This is a genomic window from Caulobacter sp. GW821-FHT10A10, assembly GCF_059415745.1.
The window spans coordinates 1-19,167 of record NZ_JBWKNV010000017.1 but is presented as its reverse complement, the minus strand read 5'-3'; the positions used below and the strand labels follow the sequence as shown (position 1 = coordinate 19,167).

Below are 19,167 nucleotides of genomic sequence, written 5' to 3'. Positions count from 1 at the left end.
CGCCTCACGGCAATCCAAGACACGCCGCCCACGAAAAAGCCGCGGCGCTCGTAAGCGCCGCGGCTCTCGTTTCAGTTCTGCGAACCGGTCCTAGCGATAGGCTGGCGGCAGGCCGTTGTCGCCGGCGGCGTAGCGGTCGCGCAGCTGGGTCTGGCGGCTGTCGGCGGGCTGTTCGACGCCGCCGATGAACACCTTGTCGGCCCAGGTCGTGGTCTCCAGCGGATCGCCGGTCCACAGGACGATGTCGGCGGTCTTGCCGACATCGAGGGATCCGATCTTGTCGGCCATGCCCCAGATCTTCGCCGGGGTCAGGGTGATCGCCGCCAGGGCGGCCGGGTAGGGCAGGCCGTTGGCGACCGCGAGGCCGGCGTTCAGGCGCTCCTGGCGCAGGTTGTTGAAGTCGCGCGCGCCGTTGATCGCCACCGTCACGCCGGCCGCGTTCAGGCGGGCGGCGTTGTCGAGGCGCGAGCCCAGGGTCTCGAAGCTGTCGGGCAGGTCGGCCTGGGTGTCGACGATCACCGGAACGCCCGCCTTGGCGATTTCCGGCGCGACGATCCAGCCTTCCTCGGCGCCTTCCAGCACGATCCTGATCTTCTCCTCGGCCGCCAGCTTGAGGGCCAGGCGGATGTCCGAAGCGCGGTGGGCGCGGATCAGCAGCGGGGTCTTGCCTTGCACCACCGGGACCAGGGCCTCCAGGTCGAGGCGCGAGAGGCCGTAGGCGCGAGTCGCCCCCTGCTCGAAGGCGGCGCGGTTGCGGGCGAAGGCGCGGGCGTCCTCCAGGGCCGACTTGACCAGCACGATGGCCGCGCCGCGCGAACCGCCGGCGGCGCGCGCCCCGGCTTCGCCCAGCGACAGGGTCACGGCGGTCTTCGACTTGGAGACGATGTCGGCCTCGCCCGACTTCAACCGCACGAAGGCGGCCTGGCCGCCGAACAGCGGCGGATCGCCGGCGCCGTCCTTGCCGGCGGTCATCTCCTCGACCACGCCGTCGTCGGCGTGCTCGTGGGCGCCGCCGCCCACGCCCGACAGCACGGGGGTGACGGCCGAGGCGGTGACCCCGCCGTCGCGGGCCAGGCCGATCATCGGCGAGGCCGGATTGACGCTGTAGGCGATGTCGAAGCCGGCCGACAGGGCGTCGCCGGTGCCGTCGTCGCGGGTCTCGCGCACGCCGCCGATCTCGGAGGCGCCGATGTTCGACGACGGGGCCACCAGGCCGGGCGTCACGACCCCGCCCTTGGCGTCGATCGTCGGCACGCCGGCCGGGACGGTGACGCCGGCGCCGACGGCGGCGATCTTGCCGTCACGGACGACGATCGCGCCCGAGGGGATGGCTGCGCTCGACACCGGCTCGATGCGGGCGTTGACGATGGCGAAGGTCTGGGCCGAGGCCGGACCGGCGGCGACGGCGATCAGGGCCGCGCCGGAAAGAAGAGCCGAACGGATCATCAGTTGAACGCTCCCTGGCCGGGTTGGCCGAGCTCGAAGTCGGACTTGGGCTGATAGCGCTTGTCGTTGCGGTCGTAGGTCAGGGCGCCGTCGATATAGACCTGCTCGGCCTGGGCGTAGACGCTGAACGGATCGCGGCTCCACACCACGATGTCGCCGGCCTTGCCGACCTCCAGGCTGCCGGTCTTGTCGGCGATGCCCATGGCTTTCGCCGGATTGGCCGTGATCCACTTGATGGCCTCGGCCCGGGTGATGCCGTAGCCCAGCTTGTTGCCGGCGGTCATGGCGATGGCGGCCTCCTGGTTGAGGCGCTGGGTCATGATCGGGTCGTCGGAGTGGATGACCACGCAGGCGCCGGCCTTCCACACCATGGCGGCGTTGGCGTCGATGCCGTCCAGGCTTTCCATCTTGAAGCCGGTCCACGACGCCCAGGTCGCCGAGCAGATGCCTTCCTTGGCCAGCAAGGGCGCGATCTTGTAGCTCTCCACCGCGTGGTGGAACATGGTGATCTTGTAGCCGAACTCCTTGGCGATATCGATCATCACCGCTTCTTCGTCGGCGCGGTAGCAGTGGTTCTGCACCAGGATCTCGCCCTTCAGCACGCCGGCCAGGGTCTCCAGCTGCAGGTCGCGCTTGGGGGCGTCGGCCTTCTCGCCCTTGTCCTTCTTGGCGCGGTAGTCGTCCCACTTGCGGGCGTAGTCGGCCGCGTCGATCCAGGCCTTGCGGTAGCCATAGACATTGCCCATCGCCGTCGAGGGCGAGCGGCCCTTGCTGCCGTAGACCCGCTTGGGGTTCTCGCCGCAGGCCATCTTCAGGCCGTAGGGCGCGCCGGGGAACTTCATGCCCTGCATGGTCAGCGAGGGCACGTTCTTCAGCGTCACCGAGCGGCCGCCGAAGAGGTTGGCGCTGCCGGGGAGGATCTGGAGCGTGGTGACCCCGCCGGCGCGGGCGCGGTTGAAGCCCGGGTCCTGCGGCCACACCGAATGCTCGGCCCACACCTGAGCGGTGTTGGGATCGGTGGCCTCGTTGCCGTCCGACTTGGCCTGCACGCCGGGCGAGGGATAGACGCCCAGGTGGCTGTGGGCGTCGATGACGCCGGGGGTGATCCACTTGCCCTTGGCGTCGATCGTGAAGACGCCGGCCGGGATGGCGGTGTCGGGACCGCCGACGGCCAGGATCTTGCCGTCCTGCACCACGACCACGCCGTTCTCGATCTGCTGGCCGGTCGCGGTCAGCACCGTGGCGCCGACAAAGGCGGTGGGGCGCGAGGGCAGGGGAACATAGGTCGAGGGGAAGCCCGACGAGGCCTCGCCGTCCAGGCCCTTGGGCAGCGGCTTGGCCTCGGCCTTTTCGGCCGGTTTGGCGCCGGCTTGTGGCTTGGCCGTCGTGCCCGTGGTGGCGCAGGCGGCGAGCCCCAGCGCCAGCAGACTGACGGCCGCGACCGTCTTACCCCATCTCGTCATGAACTTTCCCCGACTCTCGGAAGAGGCGGCGAGGACAGACTAATTCAGACCCCTGATCAAGCCGATCGGCGCCCCATTTTTCCCCGATGACGACGTTTGTCTGTCGCTTGCGCTTCGTGCGAGGATCGCCTCCTGACGTTGAATCGACGCGGGAGGATCACGATGCGCCTTCGTTCCTTGCTGGGCCCCGTTCCGGCCTTGCTCGCCGCCGTGCTGCTGGCCGCCTGCGCGGCCCAGCCCGCGGGTCCGTCCACCACCAGCCCGCCGCCGATGTCGCGCGCCCCGGTCGCCGCGGGCGGCATGTGCGGCGGTATCGCCGGCTTCCAGTGCGGCGAGGGCCTGTCCTGCGTGATGCCGGTCGGCGCCTGCCGGACGGTGGCCGACGCCTCGGGCATCTGCCGCAAGCGCCCGCAGGTCTGCACCATGGACTACCGCCCCGTCTGCGGCTGCGACGGCAAGACCTACGGCAACGCCTGCGGCGCGGCCGCCAAGGGCGTCAGCGTCGCCCACGAGGGCGAGTGCAAGCCGGAATGAGCGACATGCTGACAGGAATAGGCCGGCGAATGGTTCTAGTCGGCGGCGCGGCCGCGGCGATGACGCCGTCGCTGGCGCTTGCGGGAGACAAGACGATGTACGGACTGATCGGCCAGATGAAGGCCGCCCCCGGCAAGCGGGACGACTTGGTCGCGATCCTCAAGGAAGGTACGGGCGAGATGCCCGGCTGCCTGTCCTACATCCTCGCGCTGGACCCGACCGACGCCGACGCTCTCTGGATCACCGAGGTCTGGACCGACAAGGAAAGCCACGCGGGGTCGCTGAAGCTGCCGGCCGTGCAGGCCGCCATCGCCAAGGCCCGCCCGATCATCGCCGGCTTCGGCCACCGTTTCGAGACCACGCCGGTGGGCGGGGTCGGATTGTAGTTTCCAGCGACGATCAGGGTTTCCTCGACGTCCTTGGGAAAGCTGCTCTATGGACGTCCTCGAACATCGGCGACGGCCGATCGCCGCCTTGTGGAAGCTCAACTTGATCGAGAACTACGGATGGTCGGATCTGCTGGCCGAGGCTTTCAAGCCTCACGACCGCGCTGGCCATTTGGCCGGCCGTGTCGTCGTGCAGCAGCGCAACGGCTATCTGGTGATCACCGACCAGGGCGAGGTGCGCGCCAAGCTTTCCGGCCGCCTGCGCCATGAAGCCCAGGAGGCCGGCCATCCGGCGGTCGGCGACTGGGTGGCGTTGTCGATGAACCAGGCCGAGCGCACCGCCGTCATCCAGGCCGTGCTGCCGCGCCGCACCGCCTTGGTCCGCCGCGCCGCCGACAGCGTGCAGACCCCCCAGGTCGTCGCCGCCAACGTCGATCTGGCCTTCATCGTCACGTCGATGAACGGCGACCTCAATCCGCGCCGCATCGAGCGCTATCTGGCCGCCGCCTGGCAGAGCGGGGCCCGTCCCGTGGTCGTGCTGACGAAGTCGGACATCTGCGCCGAGGCGACGTCTCTCGCCGCCGATGTCGAGGCCCTGGCCGCCGGCTGTCCGGTCGTCATCGTGTCGGCGCGCGAAGGGCGCGGCCTGGAGGCCTTGCTGGCCCACCTGGCGCCCGGCGAGACCTGCGTCCTGATCGGCTCGTCCGGCGTCGGCAAATCCACCCTGGTCAATACGCTCCTGGGCGAGCAGCGCATGGCCACCCAGGCCATCCGCGAGGCCGACGATCGTGGCCGGCACACCACCAGCCACCGCGAACTGGCGCTGCTGCCCGGCGGCGGACTGATCATCGACACGCCCGGGGTCCGGGAAGTGGGGCTGGTCGAAGCCGACGAGGGTGTGACCCAGGTGTTCGACGACATCGAGCGCCTGGCGGAAACCTGCAAGTTCGGCGACTGCAGCCACGCCAACGAGCCGGGCTGCGCGGTGCAGGCCGCCTTGCTGAGCGGGGATCTCGACCGCGGGCGCTGGGACCACTTCCGCAAGCTCGCCCAGGAAGCGGCCGCGGTGGAGAAGAATGCGGCCCGGGCGTTCAAGGACGCCGAGCGTCGCCGCCTCGGCAAGGCCCAGAAGACGTATCGCACCGCGCGGAAGGACGCCCGCGGGGGCGCCTAGCCCGAGGCTGGGTCTGGCCGCCGCCGGCGCCGGCGGCGAAAGGTTTTTCAAAAGAAGGCCGCTCTTCCCCGCGAATGGGATTAGGTGAGTGGTTCAACACCTTCGAGAGATGACCAATGCCCGCCTTCACCATCGTCACCACCAGCGCGACCCAAGGCAGCGATTCAGCGGAGGTGAACACCCTGACGGACGAGTTCTCCAACGAGAGCGAAGCCCTGGGCTACGCCCGCCGGATGGCGGACGAGATGCTCGATCTCGCCAGCCAGCTGTCGCTGGATTTCGACTACACCAATGTCGGCCTCTACGAGGGCGACCTGCTCGATGAAGATCTCGACCCGGCCCATGCCGCCTTCAAGGGCGCTTGGGTGCTGGACGAGGAGGGCGCCGCCTTCGTTCCCGCCGACGAGTTCCGCGAAGGGATCGCCCAGGCCGACGCCTGATCGGCTTGGCTTAGGCTACGACGGGACTGGGAAGCGATATCGCTTCTCAGTCCACGTACCGCTCGCTCACCGCCCCATCCAGCCGCCGCACCCGCGCGGCCGCCAGCACGTCCGGCTCCATCAGCCGGGCGTTGACGCCCATCTTGTCGCGCGTCGGGTCGTTGGAGCTCCAGTGGGTGACGCAGCCGCAGGCGCGGCAGCGGTGGAAGGCGATCGCGTGGTTGTTCCACTCGTACGCGTCGGTCGGGCCGCCCTCGACGCGGCGCACCACGGTCGGGCTGTAATAGGCCCACAGCACGCCGTAGCGGCGGCAGATCGAGCAGTTGCAGTCGGTCACCTCGGCCGGCGCCGTCTGGATCTCGAAGCCCACGGCTCCGCAGTGGCAGCTGGTCGTGATCATACGTCGCCTCCAAAAGAAAAGGCCCGGAGCTTGCGCCCCGGGCCGATCCCAAAATGCTTCAGGCCGTAAGGCTTAGCACTTGTAGTACATCTCGAATTCGACCGGGTGCGGGTGCAGTTGCAGACGCATCACTTCTTCCATCTTCAGCTCGATGTAGCTGTCGATGAAGTCGTCGTCCATGACGCCGCCGGCCTTCAGGAAGGCGCGGTCCTTGTCCAGGCTTTCCAGGGCTTCGCGCAGCGAGCCGCAGACTTCCGGGATCTTCTTCTGCTCGCGGGGCGGCAGGTCGTAGAGGTTCTTGTCGGCGGCCGCGCCCGGGTCGATCTTGTTGATGATGCCGTCAAGGCCAGCCATCAGCAGGGCGACGAAGGTCAGGTACGGGTTGCCCATCGGGTCCGGGAAGCGGGCTTCGATGCGCTTGGCCTTCGGGCTGTCGACGTGCGGGATGCGAATCGAGGCCGAGCGGTTGCGCGAGCTGTAGGCCAGCTTCACCGGGGCTTCGTAGCCCGGCACCAGGCGCTTGTAGCTGTTGGTGGTCGAGTTCGAGAAGGCGTTGATGGCCTTGGCGTGCTTGATGATGCCGCCGATGTACCACAGGCACTCTTGCGACAGACCGGCGTACTTGTCGCCGGCGAACAGCGGCTTGCCGTCCTGCCAGATCGACTGGTGCACGTGCATGCCCGAGCCGTTGTCGGCGAACATCGGCTTGGCCATGAAGGTGGCGGTCTTGCCGTAAGCGTGGGCCACGTTGTGGATCACGTACTTATAGAGCTGCATGCGGTCGGCCATGGTGACCATGGTGTCGAACTTCAGGCCGAGCTCGTGCTGGGCGGGCGCCACTTCGTGGTGGTGCTTTTCCGGCTTCATGCCCAGCTCGCCCATGACGGCCAGCATTTCGCCGCGCAGGTCTTGAGCCGAGTCGACCGGGTTGACCGGGAAGTAGCCGCCCTTGGGGCCCGGGCGGTGGCCCATGTTGCCTTCCGGGTATTCCTTGGCCGAGTTCACCGGCAGTTCGCTCGAGTCGTACGAGTAGCCGGTGTTGTTCGGGGCGGTCGACCAGCGGACGTCGTCGAAGATGAAGAACTCGGCTTCCGGGCCGAAGTAGACGGTGTCGCCCACGCCTGCCGACTTGACGTAGTTCAGCGCGGCCTTGGCGATCGAACGCGGGTCGCGGTTGTAGGGGGTGCCGTCGTCGGGGTTCACGACGTCGCAGAACAGAGCCAGGGTGGTCTGCTGGTAGAACGGGTCGATGATGGCGCTGGTCAGGTCCGGACGCAGCTTCATGTCCGACTCGTTGATGGCCTTCCAGCCGGCGATCGACGAGCCGTCGAACATGGTGCCGTCGTTCAGGAACTCGTCATCGACCAGGTCGATGTCGAAGGTCACGTGTTGCAGCTTGCCGCGAACGTCCGTGAAGCGGACGTCGACGTACTTCACGTCCTTTTCCTTGATCAGGTCCAGGATTTCCTTGGCGGTGCTCATTGATATCCCCTTTGAGCGAGAAAGTCTGAGGAGGTGGCGCCGTTAGACGGCGGACGGACCGGTTTCGCCGGTCCGGATGCGGACGACTTCGGTGATCTCCGAGACGAAGATCTTGCCGTCGCCGATGCGGCCCGTGCGGGCGGCGTTGGTGATCGCCTCGAGGGCGGGTTCGAGCTGGCTGTCCTCGACGACCACCTCGACCTTGATCTTGGGCAGGAAGTCCACGACGTACTCGGCGCCGCGATAGAGCTCGGTGTGGCCCTTCTGGCGGCCGTAGCCCTTGGCTTCCAGCACGGTCATCCCTTGGACGCCCATGTCCTGGAGCGCCTCTTTGACCTCATCCAGCTTGAACGGCTTGATGACGGCTTCGATCTTTTTCATCGGTCTCTTCCGCGCCGTACGACGCATGGCCTCTGACTTTGAGCGGCAAGGATCACGCCGCCCCGGACGCCACAAGCAGGCTGTCTCGCGATTGTCGTGCTTCCGCCGACGGTTTTGGCATATGAGCAAATCTTGAGCGAGATTTGATCGAAAAATATGCATTTCGGAATTGTGGCTCAAAACGGCCTTGCCGCGCCCCCAACCCCGCCTAGGATCGCGAAAACAATCGTTTGAACGGGGGCGAACATGCGGGACGAGACGCCGGTTTTGATCGGCGCGGGGCAGTTCACGTTTCGCGGTCCGGCCGAAAATTCGCCTTCGCCACTGGAATTGCTGAGAATTGCGGCGAAACGCGCTGACGCCGACACCGGAGTCGAAGGGACGGTTCTTGCGCGTTTGGACGCTCTTGCGGTCGTAGCGTTCAGCATCGACGCTCCGGGCGCGCTTTCAAAGCTTCCGCTTCCTCGCCTGTCGGATCCGCCGGCCAGCCTGGCCCGGGCGCTGGGCGCCGATCCGGCCTGGGCGGTCTACACGCAGACGGGCGGCAACAGCCCGCAGCAGGCGATCAACATCCTTGCCGAGCGCATCGCCCGCGGCGAGTCGCGGCTGGGCCTGGTCACCGGCGCCGAATTCCTCGGCTCGCTGATGAAGCGGGCCAAGGGTGGCCTGGGCTTCGAGGGCTGGGCCGACGACGTCGAAACCAGACCCGCCCGCATCGGCGACCCGCGTCCCGGGGTCACCGAGCAGGAGGCGGCCCACGGCCTGGGCTATCCGGTCAACACCTATCCCCTGTTCGAAAACGCCCTGCGGGCCCGCGACGGGCGCAGTCTTTCGGACCACCAGGCGCGGCTGGGCGCGCTGTTCTCGCCGTTCAGCAAGGTCGCCGCCGCCGATCCCGAGGCGTGGTTTCCGGTCGAGCGTAGCCCCGAAGAACTCGTCACGGTCACCGAGCGCAACCGCATGGTCGGCTATCCGTACCCCAAATACCTGAACGCCATCATGGAGGTGGACCAGTCGGCCTCCGTGCTGGTCGCCAGCGTTGGCATGGCCCGCGAACTGGGCGTGCCGGAGGATCGCTGGGTGTTCCTGCACGGCTGCGCCGACGCCGCCGACCTCTGGTACCCGCTGCAGCGGCAGGACTTCCACTCCAGCCCGGCCATCCGCCTGACCGGCCAGCGCGCGCTGGAGATGGCGGGGATCGGGCTGGACGATCTTTCCCTGATCGACCTCTATTCCTGCTTCCCCTCTGCCGTGCAGATCGCCGCCGAGGAACTGGGCCTGGCGCTGGACGATCCGCGCGGCCTGACCGTCACCGGCGGCCTGCCTTATTTCGGCGGGCCGGGGAACAACTACAGCCTCCACGCCGTGGCCCGGCTGGTCGAGCGGCTGCGCGAGCGGCCCGGCGCCTACGGCCTGTCGACCGCCAACGGCTGGTTCCTGACCAAGCAGTCGGTGGGGATCTATTCGACCCGCCCGGTCGAGGGCGAATGGCGGCGTGAGGATCCGGCGGTGATCCAGGGCGAGATCGACGCCCTGCCGCATCCGGCCATCGTCGAGAAGCCGGAGGGGCGAGCGACGATCGAGACCTACACCGTGGTCCACGCCCGACAGGGGCCGCGCATGGGTATCGTGATCGGCCGCACGGAGGACGGCGCGCGGTTCGTGGCCAACACCCCCGACGATCCGGCGACCCTGGCCGACCTGGAAAGCCGCGAAGGCGTCGGGCGCACCGGAACGGTCGGCCCGCATCCCGACGGCGTGCGCAACCTCTTCACGCCGGACGCCGCCTGATGGGCCGCGTCCATGTCATCCGCCACGGCAAGCCGGCGGCGACCTGGGGCGGCCACGATGACGATCCGGGACTGGACGAAACCGGCCAGGAGCAGGCGAGGGCGGTCGCCGCCGTTCTCTTCGCCCTGCCGGCAGAGCAGCGTCCGACCCGCGTCGTTTCCTCGCCCCTGCGCCGCTGCCGCGAGACCGCCGCGCCTCTGGCCGCGCTGTTGGGCGTGCCGGTCGAGATCGAGCCGGCGGTCGGCGAAATCCCGACGCCGGCCGCCCTGTCCCCCGAAGCCCGTCCCGCCTGGCTGAAGCAGGCCTTCGCCGGCGACTGGGCCGACATCGAGGGCGATCGCGACTACCTGGCCTGGACCCGCGAGGTCGCCCAAGCGGTGGCGCGATACGAGGGATGCGCCGTCTTCAGCCACTTCGTCGCCCTCAACGCCGCCGTGGCGGCGGCGGAAGGTTCGGCGGCGGTGATGAGCTTCCGGCCGGACCACGTCAGCGTCACGGTCTTCGAAGTCGTCGACAACCGTCTGCGGCTCGTCGAGAAAGGCAGGGAAGCCTCCACCGGCGTTCTTTGATGGAGCCGCCCCGCATGCCCCGCCAGATAATGCCAAATGCGATCATGAGCGTCGCCGAGATGAAGGCGGCCGATGCGGCGGCGGTGGCGGCGGGAACCCCGGCGACCACGCTGATGGAGCGGGCTGGCAAGGGCGCGGCCGAGGCGATCCGGGGGCGCTGGTCGCGCCGGCCGGTGGTGATCTGGTGCGGCCCCGGCGACAATGGCGGCGACGGTTATGTCATCGCCCGTCACCTGAAGCGGCGCGGTTGGCCGGTGCGAGTCGAGGCCCTGGCGGCGCCCGCCACGCCGTCCTGCCGCTGGGCCGCCGAGCGTTGGCGCGGCGAGGTCCATCCGCTGAACCCCGCGCTCAGCCCGGCCGAGCTTTATGTCGACGCCCTGTTCGGGGCCGGCCTGTCGCGGCCGCTGGAAGGGCTCGCTGACGATCTGGCCCGCGCCGCCGAGGGGCTGTCGTCCCGCATCGTCGCCATCGACACGCCCAGCGGCGTCCACGGCGACACCGGCCGGCCGATCGCCGGTCGCGCCCTGGCCGCGGCCCTGACCGTCACCTTTCACCGCCGCAAGCCGGCCCACGTGCTTTCGTCAGGACGTGCGGCCTGCGGCGAGGTCGAGGTGGTCGATATCGGCCTCTCCGACACCAGCGCCGGCGACCTGTTCGAGAACGATCCGTCGCTGTGGGGCACGCGCTTCCCCTGGCCGTCGAGCGACACCCACAAGCACGCGCGCGGCCGGCTGGTCGTGGTCAGCGGCGAGGCCTGGAGCACGGGCGCGGCGCGGCTGTCGGCGCGCGCAGGCCTGCGGATCGGGGCGGGCGTGGTCACCCTGCTTTCGCCGCCGGGCGCCCTGGCGGTCAACGCCGCCCACCTGGAAGCGGTGATGCTGGCCCCGTTCGAGACCGACATCGATCTGGCCGAGCGCGCCGCCAACGCCGCCGCCGCCGTCATCGGCCCGGCCGCCGGGGTGGGGGAGGCGACGGCCCGCAACCTCACCGCCCTGGCAGGTACAGGCGCTGCCCTGGTGGTCGACGCCGACGCCCTGACCAGCTTCGCCCACGCGCCCGACGAACTCTTCGCTCGTCTCGACCGCGACGACGTCATGACCCCGCATCCCGGCGAGTTCGAGCGGCTGTTTCCCGGCCTGCTGAAGATCGCTCCCGAACGCATCGCCGCCGCCCGCGAGGCCGCCCGCCGGGCTGGAGCGATCGTGCTGCTGAAAGGCCCCGACACCGTCATCGCCGCGCCCGACGGCCGCACGGCGGTGAACCTCAACGGCTCGCCCTGGCTGGCCACCGCCGGTTCCGGCGACGTGCTGGCCGGCTTCATCGCGGGTCTCGCCGCCCAAGGCATGGAAAGCTTCGACGCCGCCTGCGCCGGCGCCTGGATTCACGCCGAATGTGGCGCGGTGCACGGCCCGGGCCTGACCGCCGAGGACCTGCCGGGCCTGGCGCCGCAGGTGCTGAAGCGGTTGTGGGAAGCGCGCGAAAAACCTCTCCCATAGGGAGAGGGAGGGGCCCATGCGCAGCATGGGAGGGTGAGGGGTTACACCCTATCCGGACAAGGGCAGGGACCAGGTGACGGGACCGCCAACGGCGTATGCCCTCACCCTCCCACCGCTGCGCGGCGGGCCCCTCCCTCTCCCCACGGGAGAGGCGTTACCCCCCGATCGCTTCCAGTTCGAACGGCGTGGTCTGATAGACCTCGTTCAGCCAGTTGGCGAACAGCAGGTGGGCGTGGCTGCGCCAGCGGTTGCGCGGGGCGCGGGTCGGGTCGTTGGCGGGGAAATAGTGGGCCGGCGGCGGCGTGGTCGGGTCGATCAGGCTGTCGCGGCGATACTCGGCCGCCAGGGTGCCGGTCTCGTATTCCGGATGGTTGAACATGTAGAGCCAGCGGCGGCGGGCGTCCTCCAGCAGGCACAGCCCCGATTCCTCCGAGTCGAGCAGCACCTTCAGGGAGCCGTCGGCCGGCAGGTCCTCGGGCCGCACCTCGGTCCAGCGCGACACAGGGATGTCGATCTCGTCGGCCAGGCCCCGCAGATAGGGCGAGGCCGGCGCCAGGTTGGCGTGCGGGAAGACGCCGGAGCACTTTTCCGACAGCACGTGCTTGGGCACGCCGTGGAAGTGATGCACGCCGGCCTGGGCACCCCAGCAGACGGCCAGGCCCGCATGCACGTGGGTTTGCGACCAGTCGAAGATCCGGGAAAGCTCGTCCCAATAGCTGACCGCCTCGAAGGCCAGGGTCTCGACCGGCGCGCCGGTGACGATCAGGCCGTCGAAACGCTCGTCGCGCACCTCGTCCCACGGGCGATAGAAGGCCAGCATGTGCTCGGCCGAGGTGGTCTTGGGCGCGTGGCCGGAAATCTGGATCAGCGACAGCTCGATCTGCAGCGGGCTGGCGCCCAGCAGGCGCGCGAAGTGCCGCTCGGTGGTCGGCTTGTCGGGCATCAGGTTCAGCAGGGCGATGCGCAGCGGCCGGATGTCCTGGCGGGCGGCCTCCGTGTCGGCCATCAACGACAGGCCTTCGGCTTCCAGCAGGGCGCGGGCCGGCAGGTTGTCGGGAATCTTGATGGGCATGCGCAGCGTCCGTCCGTCGAAAAAACAAGACTCGTGACGGCTTTAGGGATCACCCGTTTCGTTGCCGTCGCGGCCGCATCCCCCCGACGGGGCGCCACCTTGCTCGGGAAGCAGGTTGGCGTTGGGCGAGCCCAACTCTTGATGCACGTGCGGCTTTAAAGGCGTCGCTTGCCGACCGCAAGAGGACGCAAGGTCGCGCTCACGGTGCGGAGAGGGCGGGGAAGGGCGCTTCAGGCTTCCAGGCGGTGCAGCACGATCTCGGCGCGGACGCCCTCGTCGAACAGGCGGCTGCCATAGTCGAGCGCGGCTTGGAACGAGCGTTGCTCGGCGAGGTCGGTATGGATCACCTGCCGGTCGCAGGTGACCTCCCATCCGCCCTCGGTCTCGGTGACCTCGATCGTCCGCATACGCTGCCTCCTACGCCATGGCGCAGTTAACCGTCGCTGGTTTCGAATGGTTGCGTGCGAATCCACGAAAATTCAAGCGGCACGTCCGTGCGCTGAGGGATTCGCCAGATTGGATCGAAGGGGGAGGGGAAAACCGGCCCGAGCGTCAGTCGGGGGGGCAAGGCCCGGGCCGGTTAATGTCTCGCGGCTTTACGCTCGGCGGGACACGATGAAAACGACGCGGCCGCGGGGCGGTTCCGCCTCGACGCGAAAAATCTGCGGCGCCACTTCAAATCGGTCGCGGTCGCGGCTAAGGCTCTGCGCCCACGCGGATGTGGCGGAACTGGTAGACGCACTGGATTTAGGTTCCAGCGCCGAGAGGCGTGGAGGTTCGAGTCCTCTCATCCGCACCATGTCGCCGCGCGCAGCGTTTTGCGCGCGGCGACGCCATACCCTTTGATCGACGCGAAGTGTCGTGACATAAGGGCGCTCTTTCGCCGCCCCCGGTGACGTGGGCGGCTATGATTTTTTGACCCCTGGGGCGGACGACGGGCGCGGGCGCCCAGAGCCGAGAAGCTAAGAATGTCGATGCAGATCGTTGAAAAGTCGGGCGAAGGCCTCAGCCGGGTTTACGGCGTTACGGTTCCCGCGAGTGAGCTGGCCACGCGTCTCGAGGCTCGTATCGCCGAAGTCGCGCCGCAGATGAACGTCAAGGGCTTCCGCCCCGGCAAGGTGCCGACCGCGCACGTCCGTCGCCTGTACGGCAAGGGCCTGATGGGCGAAGTCATCGAGCAGGCGCTCAACGAGACCACCCAGAAGATCCTCGACGAAAACAAGCTGCGCCCCGCCGGCCAGCCCGACCTGAAGCCGACGTCCGACATGGACAAGGTCATCGCCGGTGGTGAAGACCTCGCCTTCGAACTGGCCGTCGAGATCATGCCGGAGTTCGAGCCGATCGACCCGACCTCGATCGAGCTGGTCAAGCCGGTCTACAAGATCGAAGACGCCGAGGTCGACGAGGCCCTGGCCGAGCTGGCCAAGCAGGCCCGCACCTACGAGCCGCGCAAGGGCAAGAGCCTGAAGGCCAAGGACGGCGACCAACTGCTGATCGACTTCGTCGGCACCATCGACGGCGTCGCCTTCGCCGGCGGCACGGCCAACGACGCCGAGCTGGTGCTCGGTTCGGGCCAGTTCATCCCGGGCTTCGAAGAGCAACTGGTCGGCGCCAAGCCGGAAGACGTCGTCACGGTGAAGGTCAACTTCCCAGAAGACTACCAGGCCGCCGAACTGGCCGGTAAGGCCGCCGAGTTCGCCACCACCGTCAAGGAAGTGCGCGCTCCGGTCGACGCCGAGCCGGACGACGAGCTGGCCAAGCGCCTGGGCCTGGCCGACCTGGCCGCCCTGAAGGACCTGCTGAAGTCGAACCTGGAAGGCCGCTACACCAACTCGAGCCGCTTCAAGCTGAAGCGCGCCCTGCTGGACGTGCTGGACACCAAGCACGACTTCCCGCTGCCGCCGCGCATGGTCGACGCCGAGTTCGCCGGCATCTGGCAACAGGTCCAGGCCGACAAGTCGCAAGGCGGCCTGCCGCCGGAAGACGCCGACAAGACCGAAGACCAGCTGAAGGACGAGTACCGCAAGATCGCCGAGCGCCGCGTGCGCCTGGGCCTGGTGCTCGCCGAGATCGGCCGCAAGAACGACGTGGTCGTCACCGACCAGGAACTGAACGAAGCGATCGTCCGCGAAGCCCGCCAGTACGGCGCCCAGGCCCAGCAGGTGTTCGACATGTACCGCCAGCGCGCCGACCTGCAGGCCTCGCTGCGCGCCCCGATCTACGAAGACAAGGTCGTCGACCTGATCTTCGGCAAGGCCAAGATCGAGGAAAAGGAAGTCTCCAAGGAAGAGCTTCTGGAAGAAGACGACCTGCCGGAAGGCTACGGCGGCTGAAGCCGTCGTCCCTTCGGGTGACGAATTGAGGGGCGCGGGCCGAAAGGTCCGCGCCCTTTTCGTTTGCGCAGAGTTGGGGGGCGGCGCCTTGCAACCTGTTAAGCGCCACGCGATATGCGTCAGGAGCGGCGGCGCGGCGGTGATTCGCGCCCGCAAGGACATTCTGAGAAGGGCGAACCCCACATGATGTACGATCCGGTCGAGACGGCGATGAACCTGGTGCCGATGGTGGTCGAGCAGACCAGCCGCGGCGAACGCGCCTTCGACATCTTCTCGCGCCTTCTGAAGGAGCGGATCATCTTCCTCACCGGTCCGGTCGAGGACGGCATGGCCTCGCTGATCTGCGCCCAGCTGCTCTTCCTGGAGTCGGAGAACCCCAAGAAGGAAATCGCCATGTACATCAACTCGCCGGGCGGCGTGGTGACGTCGGGCCTCGCGATCTACGACACCATGCAATACATCAAGAGCCCGGTGACCACCGTGTGCATGGGCATGGCCGCCTCGATGGGCAGCCTGCTGCTCTGCGCCGGCGCCGCCGGCCAGCGCATCGCCCTGCCGAACGCCCGCATCATGGTGCACCAGCCGTCGGGCGGCTTCCGCGGCCAGGCCTCGGACATCGTCCGTCACGCCGAGGACATCTCCAAGACCAAGCGCCGCCTCAACGAGATCTACGTCAAGCACTGCGGCCGCACCTATGACGAGGTCGAGCGCGACCTGGACCGCGACAACTTCATGAGCGCCGAGGAAGCCAAGGCCTGGGGCCTGATCGACCAGATCCACGAGAACCGCGAGAGCTCGGAAGCCGGCGCCTAAAGCCAGCTAACGATCTGAAGATGAAGCCGCCGGCCGAAAGGTCGGCGGCTTTTTCTTTGCTGACGACCTTTTTCACTCTGGTTTCAGGCGCCCCGGTTTCGCCACGGGCGGGGGATCAGGCGAAACAAGCCAGCCCTACAACGGCCGGGCGATGCGGCGACAACGGCGGGATGAAGCGTTTCAACCTCCGGAGCCCGGCCATGCCCGTCCGTACCCACATCCTGGCCGCCGCCGTCGCGGGCGTCCTGGCCCTGTCCGCCGTCTCGGCCGCCCAGGCCCAGGACGTTCCCCAGCACGGAATCGCCACCATGCGGTTGGCGGTCAGCCCCGAGCAGGTGCAGCAGATCGTCTCCGACCGCCTGCTGCAGGACGGTGTGACGGCGGGCCTGGCGACCCTGCGCCAGAACCTCTCCCTGACCCCCGCCCAACAGGGCCGCTGGCGCGACTTCATCCTGGCCTCGAACGCCAAGCCCTCGGGCCTGGTTTTGGCCGTCGTGGCGCCCGAGGACGAGACCCCGCTGGCCCAGGCCAAGGCCGGGCTTGTCCTGCAGCGCGAGCAGCTGGCCTTCGAGCAGCGGCGCGTGAAGGCCATGGCGCGGCTCTACAAGTCGCTCGACGCCAACCAGCGCGCGATCTTCGACCAGTCCTATTCGGTGATCGGCAGCCTGTCGGTCAGCACCACCCAGGTCCCGGCCAGCTTCGCCCAGGCGGGGGCGGGCGTGGAGTGAAGATCCTCCCCCTGAAGGGGGAGGTGGCCCGAGGGGCCGGAGGGGGAAGTCCCGGGTGATGGAAAGGTGGATGCTGGCTCAGCAGCCACATCCCCCTCCGTCGCTCCGCGACACCTCCCCCTTCAGGGGAGGATCGGGTCCTACCCCGGCTTGCCCTTGAAGATGCGGTAGCCGCGCTCCTGGGCGATGGCCAGCATCTCGGTGTCGCCGGAGGTGTCGCCGTAGGCGGCCGCCAGCTTCATGTTCTCGCCGAAGGTCTCGCGCAGGCGCACGACCTTCTCGGGTCCCCGGCAGTTGGGTCCCTGCAGCGAGCCGACCACCTTGCCGTTGAGGTCGAAGGCCAGCCTGGTGCCGATCAGCAGGTCGGCGCCGATGCCGCGCGCGAACGGGGCCACCACTAGGTCGGGCGAGGCGGTGACGATCACCATCCTGGCCCCCTGCGCCCGCCAGCGCCGCCACACAGCCAGGGCGTCGGGGCGGAACAGGCTCTGCGCGTGGCCTTCGGCGAACTTGCGGGCCTGGGCCTCCAGCCGCTCCTGCGGCACGCCCTTGAGGAATTCGCGGATGGCGGCGGCCTTGATGCGGCCCCGGTCGCGGTGGAACAGGTAGGAGAGGGCGGCCGGCGCCAGGCGGATCATGCCGATCGTCCAGCGGCCGCCGCTGACCCGCCACTTCAGGAAGGCCGTGAAGCTGTCGCGCACCGTCAGGGTGCCGTCGAAGTCGAAGGCCACCAGCGGCGGGCTGGCTTCGGTGTGGGTCGGGGCGTGAGCGTCCTGGGACACTTCGTGGGTCTCGGCCATTTCGTCTCCGCCCGTCGGGCGAACTCCTTTTAACGGCGCCGCTTGCAGCACGATTCCGGCTGTGTTCGAAAAGCTTAGAGCCTGCGTCGATGTTCCACACCCCGTCAGACGCTTGCTTTGGCCTACAGTCGTCCCATCTAGGGATGGAATCCCATGATCAGACGCGAAACATCCACGAACTTGGCGCCGGAAACGGGCTCCAAGGCTTGTGCCGCGCGTTCGGATCGGGGAATGTCAAGGATTAGACAACTCCCGTTCGGTATCCTGTTGCTTCGGTGGCGGGATACGCGTGGGGGTCGGCGGTAGCGGCTTTCGCCGTCAACGCCCTAGCGTGAGAAGCGACCATGACGAAAGCCGCCAGCGGCGACGCCAAGAGCACCCTGTACTGTTCTTTCTGCGGAAAGAGCCAACATGAAGTGCGCAAGCTCATCGCCGGACCCACCGTGTTCATCTGCGATGAATGCGTCGAGCTTTGCATGGATATCATCCGTGAAGAGCACAAGATCGCCTTCGTGAAGTCCAAGGACGGCGTCCCGACGCCGCGCGAGATCTGCGAGGTCCTGGACGATTACGTGATCGGGCAAGGTCACGCCAAGAAGGTGCTCGCGGTCGCGGTGCACAACCACTACAAGCGCCTGAACCACGCTTCGAAGAACAACGACGTCGAACTGGCCAAGTCGAACATCCTTCTGGTCGGTCCGACCGGCACGGGTAAGACCTTGCTGGCCCAGACCCTGGCCCGAATCATCGACGTGCCGTTCACGATGGCCGACGCCACGACGCTGACCGAAGCCGGTTACGTCGGCGAAGACGTCGAGAACATCGTGCTGAAGCTGCTCCAGGCCGCCGACTACAATGTCGAGCGCGCCCAGCGCGGCATCGTCTACATCGACGAAATCGACAAGATCAGCCGCAAGTCCGACAACCCGTCGATCACCCGCGACGTGTCGGGCGAAGGCGTGCAGCAGGCCCTGCTGAAGATCATGGAAGGCACCGTCGCCTCCGTGCCGCCGCAGGGCGGGCGCAAGCATCCGCAGCAGGAGTTCCTGCAGGTCGACACGACGAACATCCTGTTCATCTGCGGCGGCGCCTTCGCGGGCCTCGAGCGCATCATCTCGGCCCGCGGTTCGGCCAAGTCGATCGGCTTCGGCGCCAAGGTCGCCGATCCGGAAGACCGTCGCACCGGCGAGATCCTGCGCGGCGTCGAGCCCGACGACCTGCAGCGCTTCGGCCTGATCCCGGAATTCATCGGCCGTCTGCCGGTGATCGCCACCCTGGAAGACCTCGACGAGGCCGCCCTGGTGAAGATCCTGACCGAGCCGAAGAACGCCTTCGTCAAGCAGTACCAGCGCCTGTTCGAGATGGAGAACATCGGCCTGACCTTCACCGAGGACGCCCTGCACGGCGTGGCCAAGAAGGCCATCGCCCGCAAGACCGGCGCCCGGGGCCTGCGCTCGATCATGGAAGGCATCCTGCTGGAGACCATGTTCGAACTGCCCAACTACGAGGGCGTCGAGGAAGTGGTGGTCAACGCCGAGGTCGTCGAAGGCCGCGCCCAGCCGCTGCTGATCTACGCCGAAAAGAAGGGCGGCGCGGCCTCGGCCTGATCGCCGACCGCATCGTCTGAGACGTGAGAACGGCGGGTCCCTAAGACCCGCCGTTTTTCTTTGATCCTCCCCCTCTGGGGGAGGTGGCCCAGAGGGCCGGAGGGGGGGACGGCTTCAGCTGCCTAGGCGCTGGCCTTCCTCCCCCCATAAAATCCCCGCTTTCGCGATCCCTCTCCCCCTTGCGGGAGAGGGTGGCCTGCGAAGCAGGTCGGGTGAGGGGTCTCTCAGAACTGAAAGCCGCGTGCAGCGGTC

Annotated in this window: 19 protein-coding genes, 1 tRNA gene and 1 riboswitch; of the genes, 12 read left to right on the top strand and 8 right to left on the bottom strand. The window is 68.0% G+C overall.

The annotated features are described in order from the left end of the window. Nucleotides 1-90 precede the first annotated feature (90 nt). Both AC07NS_RS26480 and AC07NS_RS26475 read right to left on the bottom strand, forming a co-directional pair. Nucleotides 91-1,446 carry an amidohydrolase family protein gene (locus AC07NS_RS26480; protein WP_494608182.1) on the bottom strand — a complete coding sequence of 452 codons (1,356 nt, stop codon included), beginning with the start codon at nucleotides 1,444-1,446 and terminating at the stop codon, nucleotides 91-93. After that, nucleotides 1,446-2,909 (bottom strand): amidohydrolase, encoded by a 1,464-nt coding sequence (locus AC07NS_RS26475; protein WP_494608180.1) that lies wholly within the window; start codon nucleotides 2,907-2,909, stop codon nucleotides 1,446-1,448. Before AC07NS_RS26475 ends, AC07NS_RS26480 begins: the two co-directional genes overlap by 1 nt. A 162-nt stretch (nucleotides 2,910-3,071) precedes the next feature. Between AC07NS_RS26475 and AC07NS_RS26470 the strand changes: the two genes are divergently transcribed. From AC07NS_RS26470 to AC07NS_RS26455, 4 genes are all read left to right on the top strand, one after another. Next, nucleotides 3,072-3,443, top strand: coding sequence for a Kazal-type serine protease inhibitor family protein (locus AC07NS_RS26470; protein ID WP_494608179.1), 372 nt, complete (start codon nucleotides 3,072-3,074; stop codon nucleotides 3,441-3,443). Between the two features lie 29 nt (nucleotides 3,444-3,472). Next, nucleotides 3,473-3,829 (top strand): putative quinol monooxygenase, encoded by a 357-nt coding sequence (locus AC07NS_RS26465; protein ID WP_494608177.1) that lies wholly within the window; start codon nucleotides 3,473-3,475, stop codon nucleotides 3,827-3,829. A gap of 49 nt (nucleotides 3,830-3,878) precedes the next feature. After that, nucleotides 3,879-5,003, top strand: coding sequence for a ribosome small subunit-dependent GTPase A (gene rsgA, locus AC07NS_RS26460; protein WP_494608175.1), 1,125 nt, complete (start codon nucleotides 3,879-3,881; stop codon nucleotides 5,001-5,003). A 116-nt stretch (nucleotides 5,004-5,119) separates the two neighbouring features. After that, entirely contained in the window at nucleotides 5,120-5,443 is a 324-nt protein-coding gene (locus AC07NS_RS26455) for a hypothetical protein (RefSeq protein WP_101715713.1), read from the top strand. A 46-nt stretch (nucleotides 5,444-5,489) separates the two neighbouring features. Here the strand turns inward: AC07NS_RS26455 and AC07NS_RS26450 are convergent, their stop codons facing one another. The 3 genes from AC07NS_RS26450 to AC07NS_RS26440 form a co-directional block, all read right to left on the bottom strand. After that, a complete protein-coding gene (locus AC07NS_RS26450; protein WP_494608173.1) occupies nucleotides 5,490-5,843 on the bottom strand; it encodes a GFA family protein in 354 nt (117 codons plus the stop codon). 72 nt (nucleotides 5,844-5,915) lie between these two features. Beyond that, entirely contained in the window at nucleotides 5,916-7,325 is a 1,410-nt protein-coding gene (glnA, locus tag AC07NS_RS26445) for a type I glutamate--ammonia ligase (RefSeq protein WP_494608171.1), read from the bottom strand. A 42-nt stretch (nucleotides 7,326-7,367) separates the two neighbouring features. Beyond that, nucleotides 7,368-7,706: a P-II family nitrogen regulator gene (locus tag AC07NS_RS26440; protein ID WP_035089775.1), complete on the bottom strand. Its 339-nt coding sequence runs from the start codon at nucleotides 7,704-7,706 to the stop codon at nucleotides 7,368-7,370. A 246-nt stretch (nucleotides 7,707-7,952) separates the two neighbouring features. Here AC07NS_RS26440 and AC07NS_RS26435 point away from each other — a divergent pair, with 246 nt between their 5' ends. Genes AC07NS_RS26435 through AC07NS_RS26425 form a run of 3 tightly spaced genes read left to right on the top strand, consistent with a single transcriptional unit; the run spans nucleotide 7,953 to nucleotide 11,562 of the window. After that, complete coding sequence (locus tag AC07NS_RS26435; RefSeq protein WP_494608169.1) at nucleotides 7,953-9,497, top strand: acetyl-CoA acetyltransferase; 1,545 nt, start codon at nucleotides 7,953-7,955, stop codon at nucleotides 9,495-9,497. After that, nucleotides 9,497-10,066: a histidine phosphatase family protein gene (locus AC07NS_RS26430; RefSeq protein ID WP_494608167.1), complete on the top strand. Its 570-nt coding sequence runs from the start codon at nucleotides 9,497-9,499 to the stop codon at nucleotides 10,064-10,066. The genes AC07NS_RS26435 and AC07NS_RS26430 overlap by 1 nt, the downstream gene beginning before the upstream one ends. A 29-nt stretch (nucleotides 10,067-10,095) precedes the next feature. Further along, nucleotides 10,096-11,562, top strand: a complete 1,467-nt coding sequence (locus AC07NS_RS26425; protein WP_494608213.1) for an NAD(P)H-hydrate dehydratase — start codon at nucleotides 10,096-10,098, stop codon at nucleotides 11,560-11,562. 154 nt (nucleotides 11,563-11,716) lie between these two features. Here AC07NS_RS26425 and AC07NS_RS26420 read toward each other — a convergent pair whose 3' ends face one another. Together AC07NS_RS26420 and AC07NS_RS26415 are read right to left on the bottom strand one after the other, a co-directional pair. Beyond that, complete coding sequence (locus tag AC07NS_RS26420; RefSeq protein WP_494608165.1) at nucleotides 11,717-12,634, bottom strand: homoserine O-succinyltransferase; 918 nt, start codon at nucleotides 12,632-12,634, stop codon at nucleotides 11,717-11,719. 47 nt (nucleotides 12,635-12,681) lie between these two features. After that, a riboswitch (SAM-I-IV-variant riboswitch) is annotated at nucleotides 12,682-12,784 on the bottom strand. 80 nt (nucleotides 12,785-12,864) lie between these two features. Continuing rightward, nucleotides 12,865-13,041: a hypothetical protein gene (locus tag AC07NS_RS26415; RefSeq protein WP_494608164.1), complete on the bottom strand. Its 177-nt coding sequence runs from the start codon at nucleotides 13,039-13,041 to the stop codon at nucleotides 12,865-12,867. A 307-nt stretch (nucleotides 13,042-13,348) separates the two neighbouring features. Here AC07NS_RS26415 and AC07NS_RS26410 point away from each other — a divergent pair. From AC07NS_RS26410 to AC07NS_RS26395, 4 genes are all read left to right on the top strand, one after another. Continuing rightward, a tRNA-Leu gene (locus AC07NS_RS26410) sits at nucleotides 13,349-13,433 on the top strand. 175 nt (nucleotides 13,434-13,608) lie between these two features. Further along, nucleotides 13,609-14,967, top strand: a complete 1,359-nt coding sequence (tig, locus tag AC07NS_RS26405; RefSeq protein ID WP_494608211.1) for a trigger factor — start codon at nucleotides 13,609-13,611, stop codon at nucleotides 14,965-14,967. 183 nt (nucleotides 14,968-15,150) lie between these two features. Then, a complete protein-coding gene (locus AC07NS_RS26400) occupies nucleotides 15,151-15,780 on the top strand; it encodes an ATP-dependent Clp protease proteolytic subunit (RefSeq protein WP_494608162.1) in 630 nt (209 codons plus the stop codon). Nucleotides 15,781-15,980: 200 nt separating this feature from the next. Continuing rightward, nucleotides 15,981-16,508: a Spy/CpxP family protein refolding chaperone gene (locus tag AC07NS_RS26395; RefSeq protein WP_494608160.1), complete on the top strand. Its 528-nt coding sequence runs from the start codon at nucleotides 15,981-15,983 to the stop codon at nucleotides 16,506-16,508. A gap of 140 nt (nucleotides 16,509-16,648) precedes the next feature. On the opposite strand, the gene AC07NS_RS26390 is transcribed toward AC07NS_RS26395, so the two are convergent. After that, nucleotides 16,649-17,308 (bottom strand): HAD-IB family hydrolase, encoded by a 660-nt coding sequence (locus AC07NS_RS26390; RefSeq protein WP_494608158.1) that lies wholly within the window; start codon nucleotides 17,306-17,308, stop codon nucleotides 16,649-16,651. Nucleotides 17,309-17,652: 344 nt separating this feature from the next. Between AC07NS_RS26390 and clpX the strand changes: the two genes are divergently transcribed. After that, nucleotides 17,653-18,915 (top strand): ATP-dependent Clp protease ATP-binding subunit ClpX, encoded by a 1,263-nt coding sequence (clpX, locus tag AC07NS_RS26385; RefSeq protein ID WP_058350342.1) that lies wholly within the window; start codon nucleotides 17,653-17,655, stop codon nucleotides 18,913-18,915. The last annotated feature ends 252 nt before the right edge of the window (nucleotides 18,916-19,167 follow it).